Raw genomic sequence first — 14,996 nt, 5'->3', positions numbered from 1 at the left:
TGCCGGTGTGACCGATCAGAACGCGCCACTCGCCCCGGATGTCCTCGCCCCCCGTCTGATGGAGGTCTTCGCCCTGGTGGGCCCGCTGTACCGGCGGGTGCAGCGCAAGGTCGAGCAGGCCGAAGCGATCGAGGGTGTCTCCGTCGGCGTACGAGCGGTGCTCGCCCTGTTGCGCGACCACGGGCCCATGACCGTTCCGCGGATGGGGCGCGCACAGGCGCTCAGCAGGCAGTTCGTGCAGCGGATGGTCAACGAGGCGGCGGCGCGCGGGCTGGTCGAGAGCATCCCGAACCCTGCTCACAAGCGCTCCTCGCTGTTCCGGCTCACCGACGAGGGGCAGGCGTTGATCGACGCTGTCACGGCCCGCGAGTACACGCTGCTGCGGCAGGTGCGCGGCGACCTGACCGAGGTCGATCTGCAGGCGTGTCTGCGGGTGCTGACCCGGATGCTCGACCTCTTCGACGACGTCGACGTGGACTGAGGACCGGCTGGGGGCCGACTGAGGGCCGGCTGAGGGCGGACTGATGGCTGGCACCCGAACCGCCCTTCGGCTTTGTGCAACTAGTTGCACAAACCTGTCGCCGTCGTCTACAACAGACGGACGACACGCCGCACGGAGGGCCTCCATGAGCCGCTACCCGCACCTGCTGACCCCGCTCGACCTGGGCTTCACCACGCTGCCCAACCGCGTGCTCATGGGCTCGATGCACGTGGGCCTGGAGGAGGCCGAGCGCGGCTTCGAGCGCATGGCCGCGTTCTACGCCGAGCGGGCGCGCGGGGGAGTGGGGCTCATCGTCACCGGCGGCATCGCCCCCAACGAGGCCGGACGCCCGTACGAGGGCGGCGCCAAGCTCACCACCGACGCGGAGGCCGAACAGCACCGCGTCATCACCGGCGCCGTGCACCGCGAGGGCGGGCGGATCGCGATGCAGATCCTCCACTTCGGCCGCTACGCCTACCACCGCGACCTCGTCGCGCCCAGCGCCCTCCAGGCGCCGATCAGCCCGTTCGTCCCGCACGCCCTCACCGACGCAGAGGTCGAGCAGACGATCGACGACTACGCACGCGCCGCCCGCCTGGCCCGGCAGGCCGGGTACGACGGCGTGGAGATCATGGGCTCCGAGGGCTACCTCATCAACGAGTTCATCGCGGCGGGCACCAACACGCGCACCGACCGCTGGGGCGGCTCCTACGAGAACCGGATGCGCTTCCCGGTCGAGATCGTGCGCCGTGTCCGCGAGGCGGTCGGCGAGGACTTCATCGTCGTCTACCGGCTCTCCATGCTGGACCTCGTCCCCGGCGGCTCGTCCCTGGAGGAGGTCGTCACCCTCGCCAAGGCGGTCGAGGCCGCCGGAGCCACGATCATCAACACCGGCATCGGCTGGCACGAGGCCCGTATCCCCACCATCGCCACCTCCGTGCCGCGCGGCGCGTACGCCTGGGTGACCAAGAAGGTCATGGGCGCCGTCTCGGTGCCGCTGGTGACGACCAACCGCATCAACACCCCCGAGCTGGCCGAGCAGTTGATCGCCGAGGGATACGCCGACATGGTGTCCCTGGCCCGCCCGATGCTCGCCGACCCGGACTTCGTCGCCAAGGCCGCGGCCGGGCGGCCCGAGACCATCAACACCTGCATCGGCTGCAACCAGGCCTGTCTCGATCACACCTTCAGCGGGCAGATCACCTCCTGCCTCGTCAACCCGCGCGCCTGCCACGAGACCGAACTCGTCCTCGCCCCCACCCGGCTGCGCAAGCGCGTCGCCGTCGTCGGCGCCGGTCCCGCCGGACTCGCCTGTGCCGTCTCCGCCGCCGAGCGCGGCCACGACGTCACGCTGTACGAGGCGGCGGGTGAGATCGGCGGCCAGCTCAACGTGGCCCGCAAGGTGCCGGGCAAGCAGGAGTTCGACGAGACCCTGCGCTACTTCCGGACCCAGCTCGACCTGCGCGGCGTGGACGTCCGGCTGAACACCCCCGTCGCCGCCGGTGACCTGTCCGGATACGACGAGATCGTCGTGGCGACGGGCGTCTCCCCCCGCACCCCCGACATCCCCGGCGTCGACCACCCCCGCGTCCTCGGCTACCTCGACGTGCTGCGGGACGGCGCGCCCGTCGGTGACCGCGTGGCGATCCTCGGCGCGGGCGGCATCGGGTTCGACGTCGCCGAGTACCTCACCGACGGCGGTGACAAGGCGAGCGAGGACCCGGCGACGTACTTCCGCCACTGGGGCGTCGACATGGACTACCGCGCCCCCGGCGGCCTGGCCGCCCCCGAGCGGCCCGCCCCGCCGCGCACCGTCCACCTCCTCCAGCGCAAGACCTCCAAGGTCGGCGCCGGGCTCGGCAAGACCACCGGCTGGATCCACCGCACCGAGCTGAAGCACCGGGGCGTGACCATGGTGCCGGGCGTCGGCTACGACCGGATCGACGACGCCGGGCTGCACATCACCGTGGACGGGGACAGCCGCGTCCTGGAGGTCGACACGATCGTCCTGTGCACGGGGCAGGAGCCGCGCCGCGACCTGTACGAGGAGCTTCTCGCCGCGGGCCGCACCCCGCACCTCATCGGCGGCGCCGACGTGGCGGCCGAGCTGGACGCCAAGCGTGCGATCAAGCAAGGCACCGAGCTGGCAGCGGCACTGTAGGAGCCGGAGCCGGTCCCTAGGATGAGGCCATGTCCCTCCCGCACGCGATCCTGACCGCCCTGCTGGAGAAGCCGTCGTCGGGGCTCGAACTGACCCGTCGGTTCGACCGGTCGATCGGTTACTTCTGGTCGGCCACCCACCAGCAGATCTATCGCGAGCTGGGACGCCTCGAGAGCGACGGCCTGATCCGCGCCCTGCCCGCCGAGCAGCCGGCCCGCGGACAGAAGAAGTCGTACGAGGTCCTGCCGGCCGGCCGCGCCGAACTCGCCCGCTGGACGGCCGCCTCCCAGGACCCCAAGCCGCACCGGGACGTGCTGCTGCTGCGGCTGCGCGCCGCCGCAGTCGTCGGCACCGAGGGGGTGGAGACGGACCTGCGCCGCCATCTCGACCTGCACCGGCGCCAGTTGGCCGAGTACCGGGAGATCGAGGAACGCGACTTCGGGCCCGGCCGCGACTCGGTGCGGGACCGCCTCCAGCACCTCGTGCTGCGGGCGGGCATCGACCTGGAGACCTTCTGGATCCAGTGGCTCACCCACGCCCTGGAGGAGTTCCAGGAGCTGCCCGCGCCCGAATAGCGGATCCGCCCGCACCCGGACAGCTCAACCGGACCCCGCGGACGGGGGCGGCGTTGGCCCGGGCGCGCCCGGGCTACGTATGCTGGTGCCCTACGCGGCGTGAACTCGCTTGCCTTCGAGGGCAGTTCGTGCCGACGGCGCGGTCCGCTGTCGTCGCTGATCCCGCGCCGGCGAAGGCGGTCGAGTGGCCGGGGCCCCGTTCCGCCCCGGCCCTCGGCCGCACATCCCCACGATGGGGGGCGCCCGTCACTCCTTCCGGTAGGAGTACGCCTCCCCGGCCGCCGCCTCCACCGCCGCCAGGTCCGCGCCCGTCGACGCCGTGACCATCGCGGCGACCGCACCCTCGACGAACGGGGCGTCGACCAGCCGCGTGTTCGCCGGAAGCTCGTCGCCCTCCGCGAGCAGCGCCTTCACGGTGAGGACCGCGCTGCCCAGGTCCATGAGTACGGCGACCCCCGCGCCCCGGTCGACGGAGGCCGCCGCGGCGGACACCAGCTCGGAGCTCGTCCCGAACCCGCCGTCCACCGTGCCGCCCGCCGCGGCGATGGGCGCGGTGGCCCCGCCGCCCGACAGCGCCTTCGCCAGCGCCGCCACCGACTCGGCGACCGCCGGGCTGTGCGAGACGAGCACGATCCCGACCAGGTTCTCGTTGCTGTCACTCACCGGAGGCCTCCACGAGCGCGGCGATCAGCAGGGCGGAGGAGGTGGCGCCGGGATCCTGATGCCCGATGCTGCGCTCACCCAGATAGCTCGCCCGGCCCTTGCGGGCCTGCAACGGGGTGGTCGCCACGGCACCCTCCTCGGCGGCGGCCGCCGCCGCCCGGAAGGAGGTGGCGAGCGCGTCCACCGCGGGCACCAGGGCGTCGACCATGGTCTTGTCGCCGGGCGCGGCCCCGCCGAGCGTCATCACGGCGTCCACGCCCGCCCGCACGGCGTCCGTCAGCTCTTGCTCGGTCACCTCGGTGGCGTCCCCGAGGGCCTTGCCGGTGCGGCGCAGCAGCGTCCCGTACAGCGGGCCGGAGGCACCGCCGACCGTCGAGATCAGCTGACGGCCCGCGAGCTGGAGAATCGCACCGGGCGTGTCCGGCGCCTCCTTCTCCAGCGTGGCCGTGACCGCGCGGAAGCCGCGCTGCAGGTTGCTGCCGTGGTCGGCGTCGCCGATCGGCGAGTCGAGCGCGGTCAGCCGCTCGGCCTCGCGGTCGACGGACGCGGCGGCGGCCGTCATCCAACGGCGGAAGAAGTCGGCGTCGAGCACTGCATCTCCTTGCCTGATACGCACGTTGACCTCACTCGTCTGCCCCGCGACCGGCCCGGCGGACAGGTCGCTCACAGGCCCCAGCGCAGCGCCGGCGTGCTCACCGGCGCGTCCCACAGCCGCAGCAGCTCCTCGTCGACCTGACAGAGGGTGACCGAGGCGCCGGCCATGTCGAGGGAGGTGACATAGTTGCCGACCAGCGTGCGGGCCACCGGGACGCCACGCTCGGACAGCACCCGCTGCACCTCCGCGTTGTAGCCGTACAGCTCCAGCAGCGGGGTGGCGCCCATGCCGTTGACCAGGACGAGCACCGGATTGCGCGGCTGCAGGTCGTCCAGGACGGCGTTCGCCGAGAAGTCGGCGATCTCCCGTGCGGTCATCATCGGGCGCCGCTCGCGGCCCGGCTCGCCGTGGATGCCGATACCCAGCTCCAGCTCGCCGGGCGGCAGGTCGAAGGTGGGGGTCCCCTTGGCGGGCGTGGTGCAGGCGCTGAGGGCGACACCGAAGCTGCGGGAGTTCTCGTTGACCTGCCGGGCGATGGACTGCACCCGCTCCAGCGGCTGCCCCTCTTCGGCCGCCGCCCCCGCGATCTTCTCCACGAACAAGGTGGCGCCGGTGCCGCGCCGGCCCGCCGTGTAGAGGCTGTCGGTGACGGCGACGTCATCGTTGACCAGGACCTTCGCGACCTGGATGCCCTCGTCCTCGGCGAGTTCGGCCGCCATGTCGAAGTTCAGCACGTCGCCGGTGTAGTTCTTCACGATGAACAGGACGCCGGCACCGCTGTCCACGGCGGCCGCCGCACGTACCATCTGGTCGGGCACCGGGGAGGTGAACACCTCGCCCGGGCAGGCCGCCGACAGCATGCCGGGGCCCACGAAGCCGCCGTGCAGCGGCTCGTGGCCCGAACCGCCGCCGGAGACGAGCGCGACCTTTCCGGCGACCGGGGCGTCACGCCGTACGATCACCCGGTTCTCCACATCCACGGTCAGCTCGGGGTGCGCGGCCGCCATGCCCCGCAGCGCGTCGGCGACCACTGTCTCCGGGACATTGATCAACATCTTCATGGGAGCCTCCTGCGTCCACTCGCTGTCGGCAGTATCGATGTTCGGGAGGCGGTGGTCACGTGTGCGGACGTTCTTCAGCGCGTCCGGCCTGCGCGGGCCGCTCGGCATGAGCATGACCGTCTCCGCGGGTCGAATACCTCGAGAAGTGTGACCTGTCTTACTTTCTTCTCGCATTCCCGGACTGAATACGGACATTCCGGAACCCTGGCTGACCTGCGCAAAGTGCGAGTAAAAGAAATCCCCCTGGAAGGGTCAAATTTCAGGTGACGACCTTCTGTCGAACGGGTCTCCGTTCCTACCCTGAGCCGCCAATTGCGCGTTAATTCCCTGCTCAGATAGTGAGAGGCCCCTTGACATGGTGAACCTGGACCATGCAGCCCCCGACGCCACCCGCGACCGGACCGGTCTGCGGCGTGACGTCGGTCTGATCGGACTGATGTGGGCCTCGGTGGGGTCCATCATCGGCTCCGGCTGGCTCTTCGGCGCCGAGAAGGCCGTCGTGGCAGCTGGTCCCGCCGCGATCATCTCGTGGGTGATCGGGGCGGTGGCAATCGTGCTGCTCGCCCTCGTGCACGCCGAACTCGGCGGCATGTTCCCGGTGGCGGGCGGTACCGCCCGCTACCCGCACTACGCCTTCGGCGGCCTGGCCGGTATGTCCTTCGGCTGGTTCTCCTGGCTGCAGGCCGCGACCGTGGCCCCGATCGAGGTCGAGGCCATGATCGGCTACGCCAAGCACTGGCACTTCGCTGACGGACTGCAGAACGCCAACGGCACGCTGACGACCAGCGGCATCGTCGTAGCGGTGCTCCTCATGGCCGTGTTCGTCGCGGTCAACTTCCTCGGCGTGCGCGTCTTGGCGCACACCAACAGCGTCGCCACCTGGTGGAAGATCGCGGTCCCGCTCGCGGCGATCTTCATCATCGCGATCAGCAACTTCCACCCGGGCAACTTCACCTCCGAGGGCTTCGCACCGAAGGGCGCCGCGGGCGTTCTCGGCGCGATCAGTTCCAGCGGCATCATCTTCGCGCTCCTCGGCTTCGAGCAGGCCATCCAGCTGGCCGGCGAGAGCCGCAACCCGAAGCGTGACCTGCCGCGCGCGACGCTCGGCTCGGTAGCCATCGGCGCCGTGATCTACCTCCTGCTCCAGGTCGTCTTCATCGCCGCCCTGCCCCACGCCTCCTTCGCCAAGGGCTGGGCGAACCTGGACTACGCCGGCATCAGCGGCCCCTGGGCAGGTCTGGCCACACTGTGCGGCCTGGGATGGCTGGCCTGGGTGCTGTACGCCGACGCGATCATCTCCCCCGGTGGGACCGGCCTGATCTACACCACCGCGACCTCCCGCATCTCCTACGGCCTGGCCAAGAACGGCTACGCACCAAAGGTGTTCGCGAAGACGGACAAGCGCGGTGTGCCGTGGTTCGGTCTCGCGGTCTCGTTCGTGACCGGTGTGATCTGCTTCCTGCCGTTCCCCAGCTGGCAGACGCTGGTCAGCTTCATCACCTCGGCGAGCGTGCTGATGTACGCGGGCGCTCCGCTGGCCTACGGCGTCTTCGAGGACCGACTGCCGAACCACGAGCGTCCGTACAAGCTGCCCGCGGGCAACATCATCTCGCCCCTGTCCTTCGTGGTCGCCAACCTGATCATCTTCTGGTCCGGCTGGGACACCCTGTGGCGCCTGGGCTTCGCGATCCTGATCGGCTACGTGCTCCTCGGTTCGTACGCCGCCTACGCGATCCGCAAGAACCTGCCCAACGCGCCGCGGCTGGACTTCAAGGCCGCGCAGTGGCTGCTCCCCTACCTGGCGGGCATCGGCGTGATCTCCTACCTGAGCACCTTCGGCGGTAACGGTGACCTGCCGCTGTGGTGGGACATCCTGGTCGTCGCGGCCTTCTCGCTCGGCATCTACTACTGGGCCAAGGCAACCGCCTCCGCGACCGAGCAGATCGAGCGCGACATCGAGGAGGTCGTGGTCACCGACGCTCCGGCGCACTGACCCCGCTCCTGTACTGGTGTCCCGTCGGCCCGAGCCGTGGCCGACGGGACACCGTTCGTTGTGCGGCGGCGGCCTCACCGGTGATGGGACGTCAGCTCCGCTCCCCCCAGCACCGTCACCCGGGGCGTGCAGGTAAGACGGAAGCCGGTGAAGTCGGCCGTGAACGCGGCGTCCACCAGGTCGCGGGCGTGGATGCCCGCGAAGGCGCCCGTGAACCGCAGCCGGGAGCCGTGGTCGTCGGACAGCCGGCTGAAGTCGAGCGGCGGCCCGACCGGTGTGCGCGTGCCCGCCCGCAGATACCAGAACCGGGCCTCGGCGCCGTCGACGGTGACGCCCAGCCTGATCGGATCGCGCGCCTCCACGTCCACCAGGGCGACCTGCCGGAGGTCCTGCTCGTCCCGCTCCACCAGGCTGAGCACGGTACGGCCGGCCCCCCGCCACTGCTGGCCCCGCTGCGGTTCGCCGTCGGACTCCGCCCAGGTCAGGTCGAGCGTCAGGTAGGACCGGGTGTCGTACCAGAGGACGAGGCCGGCGGCCTGGGTGAAGGTGCGCGGCGCCGCCTCCACCGTGACCTCGGCCTCCGCGCGGTGCTCGGTGATGCGCTGGGCGAGCAGGCTCTGCTCCCACAACGACTCGGGCCCCTGACGGCCGCGCAGCCGGATCCAGCCCGGACGGCTGGTCGTGTCGGCCCAGGAGGGGTCCGGGTATCCGCGCAGGGTGCTCCAGGGCCAGGACAGCGGCTCGGGCCGCGCGGCCGGAGGCCCCGGGTCGGAGTGCGTGGGGACGTCGACCTCGACCAGAGGGTGCCAACCTCCCTGCCGCAGCCGGGGCCAGCCGTCCGAATCCCAGGTCACGGCCTGGATCGCCGTCTCGCGGCCGAGGGTGCACCGGGGACCGTCCGGGGTCCGCAGCGGACGGGCCGCCAGATGGCTCATGACCCACGCCCCCTCCGGCGTCTCGACCAGCTCCGCGTGCCCCGCCTTCTGCAACGGCAGCGAGGGATCGTCCCGGCTCGTCAGCAGGGGAGCGTCGTCCAGCTCGTACGGGCCGGTGACGGTCCGCCCGCGCGCCACCCGCACCCCGTGCTGGAACCCCGTGCCTCCCTCCGCGAGGACCAGGTAGTACCAGCTGTCGCGCCGCAACAGCTTCGGTCCCTCGATGAGCCGTTCGTGCTGAAGCAGCAGGTGCGTGTCACCGAGCGGGGCGAGCGTGGCGCGGTCCAGCTCCGTCAGGACGATCCCCGCGAAACGATCCCCGCCCGGGCGGTGGTCGTTCTGGAGGTTGAGCAGCCACAGCCGGCCCCCGTCGTGGAAGAGCGCCGGGTCGAAGCCATGGCTCGCGACCCGGCGCGGCGCGCTCCACCCCCCGTCCGCCTCGGTCGCCGTGGTGACGTACGTGTCCAGGTCGAAGTACGCCGTGCCGACCGAGCGGACGATCGTGTAGACCATCCAGAACCGTTCACCGTCCCAGCTCAGCGACGGCGCCCAGATGCCCCCCGAGTCGGGGACCCCGGCCAGTGAGTCCCCGGGGACTGCGCCCCGCACATGACCCGCGTACTCCCAGTGCGCCAGATCGCGCGACCGGTGGATCGGGATCGTCGGGAACCACTCGAACGAACTCGTCGCCACGTAGTACCAGTCGCCGACCCGGACCAGCGAGGGGTCCGGGGCGAAACCGCGGATCACGGGATTGCGCAACACGGTCACTTGAGGGCTCCCAGAGTGACGCCGGTCCGCCAGTAGCGGCGCATCGCCACCATCATGATCGCCATCGGCACGATGGACAGCAGTGCACCGGTCAGCACGAGACCCGTCAGGTCGATGCCGGACTCCATCCGTGTACCCGACCAGTTGTACAGGCCGAGGTTGAGGGTCCAGTTCTCCTTGCCGCGCAAGACGGTCAGCGGGAGGAAGAAGGCGTTCCAGGTGTTGACGAAGGCGAGGAGGAACACCGTCGCCCCGCCCGTCGTCATCATCCGTAGCACGATGCTGAAGAAGATCCGCAGCTCACCGGCGCCGTCGATGCGGGCCGCCTCCAGCAGCTCGTAGGGGATCGTGGCTTCCGTGTACACCTTGGCCAGGTACACGCTGAACGGGTTGATCAGGCAGGGGATCAGCATCGCCCAGGGGGTGTCCACCAGGCCGATCGCCGAGAACAGCAGGTAGAGGGGGAGCGTCAGGAGCGCGATCGGGATCAGGAACGAGCCCACGACGCACGCGAAGACCACGTTCCGGCCGGGGAAGTCGAAGCGGGCCAGGCCGTAGCCCGTGGCGAGGGCGACCAGGGTGCCGCCGAGCGAGCCGACACCCGCGTACAGGAACGAGTTCGCCGTCCAGCGCAGGAAGATGCCGTCCTGGTAGGTGAACACCTGGTGCAGGTTCTCCCACAGGTGCCAGCCGGAGAACCACAGGCCGTTGCTCTGGTACAGCGCGGTCCGGTTCTTGGTCGCGGCGACGAGCAGCCACCACACCGGGAACAGGCTGTAGACGCTGGCCAGGACCAGCCCGAGGAGGAGGAAGCGCTGGCCGCCCCGCCCGCGGGAGGCGGATTCCGGACGGGCCAGACGCCGGACGCTGCGGACGGGGGGCCGCTCGGTGCGCTTGTCGGTGAGCACCATCAGTCGGCCTCCTTCGAGGTGAACCGGTAGAAGAGGAAGGAGGCGACGCCCAGAATCAGGGCGAGCAGCACCGACAGTGCCGCGGCGTAGTGGTAGTTGCCGGAGTTGAACGCCTGGTTGTAGATGATCATGATTGGCGTGAAGCTGTCGCTGACCGTCTGCGGGGTGACGTTCCGGAACAGCGCGGGTTCGTTGAAGATCTGCAGCATCTGGATGATCGAGAGCAGACCGGTCAGGACCAGGGCCCCGCGTACGTACGGAATCTTGATGCTGCGCGCGATCCGGATCTCGGATGCGCCGTCGAGCCGGGCGGCCTCGAACAGGTCGCGGGGCACGCCCTGCAGCGCTGAGTAGATGATCACCATGTTGTAGCCGATGCCGTGCCAGGTCAGCAGGTTGCCGATGGACGGCCACACCATCGACGGCGCGAAGAAGTTCCAGTGGAGACCGAAGAACTCGCCGAGGGGGGTGAGCGGGCCGACGTCCGGGCTGTAGAGGTTGACCCACATGATCGCCGCGACGACCCCGGGGATCATGTACGGCACCAGCAGCAGGATCCGGAAGCGGCCGGCCACCCTGGAGGTGACCGCGTCCAGGAGCAGCGCCAGCACCAGGCTGAGGAACAGCATCACCGGGATCTGGACGCAGGCGAAGAGCACCACCCGCAGGATGGAGCCCATGAACGCCGAGTCGCTCAGGCCCTTGGTGTAGTTGTCGAGCCCGGTGAACTCAGTCGTCGAGCCCCCGAGCCCGAGGCCGGACTGCTGCTCGCGGAACAGCGACTGGTAGACGGCGTACCCGATGGGGAGCAGGTACAGGAAGACGAAGCCGAGCTGGAAGGGCACCGTGAACGCGGCACCCTTCCAGCGCATGGAACGAATCACGAGACTGCCTCAGCCCTCGACGCTGATACCGCGGGACTTCAGGTCACTGACCGTCCACTGCTGCATGTGCGCGAGCAGATCGGTGACCTTCTCCTGCTTGTTGACGACCTTGGCCCAGCCCGCCTGCATCTCCGTGAACATCGCGGTCCAGTCCGGGCCGAAGGTCCAGTCGGTGGTGACGGTCTTCAGGCTGTCCCTCACGACCTGCTGGGCCGCCTCGTAGTTCTTGCCGAGCAGCTTCTCGGAGGTCGCCTCGGTCACGTACGAGTCGCTGTCCGCCAGCGCCGGGAACACACCGTTGCCGGTCTCCGGGCTCGCCATCGTCTTGACGGCGGTCTGGTCGGTGGACAACCACAGTGCCGCCTGGGCGGCCTGCTCCTGGTTCTTGCACTGCTTGCTCACCAGGGTCACGCTGCCGGTCAGGTTGGTGCCGGCCGGGGTCTTGGGCGCCTCGCCCTTGAACGTCGGCCAGGGGGCCAGGGCCCACTTGCCGAAGGACTTGGTGAAGTTCGCAACCATGCCGGACTGCTGCCAGGTGGAGATCTGCCGGGTCGCGGTGCCGCCGTTGTCGTAGTTGCGCTGCACGGCCGCGTAGTCGGCGAAGGACAGCTTGGAGTTCAGGTCGTTGTCGATGATCTCCTGGATCACCTGCGCGGCCTTCAGGGTGCCCGGGTCCTGGAAGTTCACCTTCCAGGAGTTGCCGTCGATGGCGTACCAGTGAGCCCCGGCCTGCATCGCGAGCACCTCGAGCGTGCTCGGGTCCTCACCGGCGAAGTTGGTGATCTTGATCCCGTGCTTCTTCAGCTCCTTGCCCGCGGCGATGAAGTCGTCCCAGGTCGCCGGGGCCTTGAGGCCGTACTTCTGGAAGATGTCGGTGCGGTAGATCGTGAAGTTCGGCGCGGAGCTCGTGGGGACGCCGTACATCTTGCCCTGCACCTGTGCGCTCGCCCAGGAGCCGGGGTTGAACTTGTCCTTGCTGGACTCGACGTACTGGGTGATGTCGGCGAGGGCGCCCTGTGAGACCCAGCTGGTCACGTACTCGGCCGTGTTCTGCACCAGGCAGGGCGCGTTGCCCGCCTTCACCGCGTTGGTCAGCTGCTTCTGCATGGTCAGCTGGTCGGTGACCTTGGTGTACTTCAGCTTGATGTCCTTGTGGGAGGCGTTGAACGCCTTCACGACGGCCTCCTGGCCGTTGGCCCAGCCCCAGAAGTCGAGGGTGACGGGGCCGGACGACTTCGACTTCGCGTCGTCGCCCGAGTCGGATCCGCCGCAGGCGGTGAGGAGACCTGTCAGCGCGATGCCCGCGACGGCGGCGTGGGCGAACCTTCTCCGGGAGCTGGTGAAGTTCATCTGACCGTGATCCTTCGGAATGTAGGCGTTCTCAGAACGAGAGGACGGCGGCTCGGTGATGGCCAGGAACAGCGGCCGGGAAACCGTCGGCTCGCGGTTGCGGGGGGTCGGCCAAGCTGAAGCGGTAGTAAGCGGTTGCCGTGGGACCGTAGGACGATTCCACGTCTCTAGCAAGAGGCCGGGCGGAAATTGTTACGGCCCGTTGTCCGCCACATAAGCCGGGGAGGCGGGTGGCCGTTGCGGTGAGTCGGCATATCTGCGCAGGTCAACGCAGTGCACTGGCGCTTACGCCGGTTCTATGTGGTGTGCGGTAAGCGTTCTCAGGGACGTGATGTCCCTTCAGCTGAAACCGTTTACGAAACTTCGAACTTCGAGTGCCCTGTCACGACTGTCGCCGCGGCGGCTGCACGGAGCCGCGTACGACGACGTGCGTGCCCAATACCAGGTGGTCGCCGTCGCTTCCCCTGCGGCGGCTCGCGCCGCTCTCGCGCCGGTCCGCCACCGCGCGCAGCGCGACGCGGCCCATCTCCTCGTACGGGACGTGCACGGTGGTCAGCTGGGGGGTGAGCTGGGAGGCGAGCGGGATGTCGTCGTAGCCGACGATGGAGACGTCGTCGGGCACCCGGAGGCCCGCCGCGCGCAGCGCCTGCATGGCGCCCGCGGCCACCACGTCGGTTCCGGCGAGGACGGCGGTGAAGTCCGGCGTTTCGTGCAGGGCCGCCTCGACGGCCGTGTACCCGTGCTCGTCGTCGTACGGCCCGTGCCGCACCAGGCCCGGGTCGAACGGCACCCCGTACGCCTCGAAGGCCCGCTGGGCGCCCCTCAACCGGCCCTGCGCCGTGGTGAGTTCGGCGGGTCCCGGCAGCACCAGGACGCGGCGGTGTCCGGCGGACAGCAGATGGCTCGCCATCGCGTAGGCCCCGCCCTCGTTGTCGTAGTCCACCGTCGTCGCCGGTACGTCGCCCTCCAGCGGCGGCCTGCCGACCAGCACCAGGTGTGAGCCGGCCGCGTCCAGGGAGCGGGCGAAGCGGGCCATCCTCAGCTGGTACTCGTCGAAGTCGTACGCCCCGCCGAGCAGCACCACCGCGGCGACCCCCTGCTGGCGCATGAGGTTGACCAGCGCGAGCTCCCGCTCGGGGTCGTCCCCGGTGGTGCCCACCAGTGACAGCCAGCCGCGCAGCGAGGCGGCGCCCTCGACGCCCTTGGCGACGTGCGCGAAGGCGGCGCCCGTGATGTTGTTCAGCAGGATCGCCACGGTCGGTGTGCCACCGCCGGCCAGGGAGCGGGCGTGGGCGTTGGTGACGTAGTCCAGGTCCCGGACGACCTTCATCACGCGGCGGCGCAGCTCGTCGGAGACCGGGTAGTTGCCCGACAGGACGCGCGACACGCTGGCGACCGACACGCCCGCCCGCTCCGCCACGTCGCGGATGGTGGCCCGTCCGGCCTCGGCCGACGCCTTGCGCTGACTCACCGTAGCGACTCCTTCACGGTAGGGACCTTCTCGTCCGACGAGCCGGGATCCCGCCCTCCCCCGGTGCCGAAACCGTATCCCATCGTTACTCCCCGCCGGACCGGGTTGTGGACGGGCCGTTCACGCGACACGGGCCAGGTCCGCACGGCGCACCTCATGGGCCAGTGGCAGGCCCGCGACCAGGCGCTCGACCTCTGCCACGACGACGAGGCCGAGACGTTCCAGCTCGTTGCCGAGCGAACCCGCGATGTGCGGGGTGAGGAAGACGTTGGGGAGCCCGTACAGCGGGGAGCCGGCGGGCAGCGGCTCGGGCTCGGTGACGTCCAGGACCGCGCTCAGGCGGCCGGAGATCAACTCGTCGGTCAGGGCGTCCTGGTCGACCAGTGCGCCCCGTGAGGTGTTGATCAGCACACCGCCGTCCCGGATGAGGGCGAGCCGGTCGCGGCTGAGCATGTGCTGGGTCTCGGGGATGTCGGGGGCGTGCAGGCTGACGATGTCGCTGCGGCGCAGCAGTTCGTCCAGCGGCAGGGACTCGGCACCGAGCGCCTCCGCCTCGTCGGCCGTCACGTAGGGGTCGTAGAGGAAGACCCTGAAGTCGAACGGGCGCAGCAGCTCCAGGAGCCGGCGGCCCACCCGCGATGCGCCGATGACCCCGATCCGGCGGCCGAGGTTCCCGATGCCCGCGGTCTCGGCGGGGGAGGGGTAGGCGTGGGTGTGCCGGAACCGCTCCCGGTGCCCGAAGGCGTCCTTGCCCGCGAGCAGGATCATCGCGAGCGTGTACTCCGCGACCGGCAGCGCGTTGCCGGTCACCGCGCTGGAGACGGCGACACCCCGCCGCCACAGCGCCTCGCCGACCAGCGAGCGGACCGAGCCGGCGGCATGCAGCACCGCACGCAGCTTCGGCGCCGCCGTCAGGGTGCGCGCGTCCAGATGGGGGCAGCCCCAGCCGGTGACCAGTACCTCGGCCCGGGCCAGCGCGGGTGCGGCCGCCGGGTCGTTGAAGTCCCGTACGACGAGCGCGGTGTCGATGTCGACCGCCTTCTGCAGCCGGGCCATGAGCGGCGGAGGGAACAGCAGGGGCAGGTGCACCGGGTCCATGGCGAACACGGCCCTGGGGGGCTGGGCGCTGGGCATGTCTCTCCTGA

At 70.1% G+C, this 14,996-nt stretch carries 13 protein-coding genes; 4 read left to right on the top strand and 9 right to left on the bottom strand.

Annotated elements, in window-relative coordinates:
- Positions 1-58 precede the first annotated feature (58 nt).
- From ACIRC0_RS01245 to ACIRC0_RS01235, 3 genes are all read left to right on the top strand, one after another.
- Entirely contained in the window at positions 59-481 is a 423-nt protein-coding gene (locus ACIRC0_RS01245) for a MarR family winged helix-turn-helix transcriptional regulator (RefSeq protein ID WP_403612622.1), read from the top strand.
- A gap of 145 nt (positions 482-626) precedes the next feature.
- Positions 627-2,642 (top strand): FAD-dependent oxidoreductase, encoded by a 2,016-nt coding sequence (locus tag ACIRC0_RS01240; RefSeq protein WP_403609637.1) that lies wholly within the window; start codon positions 627-629, stop codon positions 2,640-2,642.
- A gap of 29 nt (positions 2,643-2,671) precedes the next feature.
- On the top strand, positions 2,672-3,217 hold the full coding sequence (locus tag ACIRC0_RS01235) for a PadR family transcriptional regulator (RefSeq protein WP_403609635.1): 546 nt from the start codon (positions 2,672-2,674) through the stop codon (positions 3,215-3,217).
- A gap of 246 nt (positions 3,218-3,463) precedes the next feature.
- On the opposite strand, the gene ACIRC0_RS01230 is transcribed toward ACIRC0_RS01235, so the two are convergent.
- The 3 genes from ACIRC0_RS01230 to dhaK all read right to left on the bottom strand — a co-directional run bounded on the left by ACIRC0_RS01230 (position 3,464) and on the right by dhaK (position 5,536).
- On the bottom strand, positions 3,464-3,880 hold the full coding sequence (locus tag ACIRC0_RS01230; RefSeq protein WP_403609632.1) for a PTS-dependent dihydroxyacetone kinase phosphotransferase subunit DhaM: 417 nt from the start codon (positions 3,878-3,880) through the stop codon (positions 3,464-3,466).
- Positions 3,873-4,472 carry a dihydroxyacetone kinase subunit DhaL gene (dhaL, locus tag ACIRC0_RS01225; RefSeq protein WP_403609629.1) on the bottom strand — a complete coding sequence of 200 codons (600 nt, stop codon included), beginning with the start codon at positions 4,470-4,472 and terminating at the stop codon, positions 3,873-3,875. The genes ACIRC0_RS01230 and dhaL overlap by 8 nt, the downstream gene beginning before the upstream one ends.
- A gap of 71 nt (positions 4,473-4,543) precedes the next feature.
- The gene (gene dhaK, locus ACIRC0_RS01220) at positions 4,544-5,536 is read right to left on the bottom strand and encodes a dihydroxyacetone kinase subunit DhaK (RefSeq protein ID WP_403612620.1); all 993 of its coding nucleotides are present in this window, start codon (positions 5,534-5,536) and stop codon (positions 4,544-4,546) included.
- A 355-nt stretch (positions 5,537-5,891) separates the two neighbouring features.
- On the opposite strand from dhaK, the gene ACIRC0_RS01215 reads away from it, so the two are divergent.
- Positions 5,892-7,529 carry an APC family permease gene (locus ACIRC0_RS01215; protein WP_403609626.1) on the top strand — a complete coding sequence of 546 codons (1,638 nt, stop codon included), beginning with the start codon at positions 5,892-5,894 and terminating at the stop codon, positions 7,527-7,529.
- Between the two features lie 74 nt (positions 7,530-7,603).
- Here the strand turns inward: ACIRC0_RS01215 and ACIRC0_RS01210 are convergent, their stop codons facing one another.
- From ACIRC0_RS01210 to ACIRC0_RS01185, 6 genes are all read right to left on the bottom strand, one after another.
- The gene (locus ACIRC0_RS01210; RefSeq protein ID WP_403609624.1) at positions 7,604-9,235 is read right to left on the bottom strand and encodes a family 43 glycosylhydrolase; all 1,632 of its coding nucleotides are present in this window, start codon (positions 9,233-9,235) and stop codon (positions 7,604-7,606) included.
- Complete coding sequence (locus tag ACIRC0_RS01205; protein ID WP_403609621.1) at positions 9,232-10,146, bottom strand: carbohydrate ABC transporter permease; 915 nt, start codon at positions 10,144-10,146, stop codon at positions 9,232-9,234. The genes ACIRC0_RS01210 and ACIRC0_RS01205 overlap by 4 nt, the downstream gene beginning before the upstream one ends.
- A complete protein-coding gene (locus tag ACIRC0_RS01200; RefSeq protein ID WP_403609619.1) occupies positions 10,146-11,030 on the bottom strand; it encodes a carbohydrate ABC transporter permease in 885 nt (294 codons plus the stop codon). Before ACIRC0_RS01200 ends, ACIRC0_RS01205 begins: the two co-directional genes overlap by 1 nt.
- Before the next feature lie 9 nt (positions 11,031-11,039).
- Positions 11,040-12,380, bottom strand: a complete 1,341-nt coding sequence (locus ACIRC0_RS01195; protein WP_403609617.1) for an ABC transporter substrate-binding protein — start codon at positions 12,378-12,380, stop codon at positions 11,040-11,042.
- Between the two features lie 382 nt (positions 12,381-12,762).
- Positions 12,763-13,851, bottom strand: coding sequence for a LacI family DNA-binding transcriptional regulator (locus ACIRC0_RS01190; RefSeq protein ID WP_403609615.1), 1,089 nt, complete (start codon positions 13,849-13,851; stop codon positions 12,763-12,765).
- Positions 13,852-13,971: 120 nt separating this feature from the next.
- Entirely contained in the window at positions 13,972-14,985 is a 1,014-nt protein-coding gene (locus ACIRC0_RS01185) for a hydroxyacid dehydrogenase (protein ID WP_403609613.1), read from the bottom strand.
- Positions 14,986-14,996: the final 11 nt, after the last annotated feature.

The organism is Streptomyces sp. NPDC093984 (assembly GCF_044764595.1).
Lineage (GTDB): Bacteria > Actinomycetota > Actinomycetes > Streptomycetales > Streptomycetaceae > Streptomyces > Streptomyces cynarae.
This window is presented reverse-complemented; position numbering and strand designations above follow the sequence as displayed.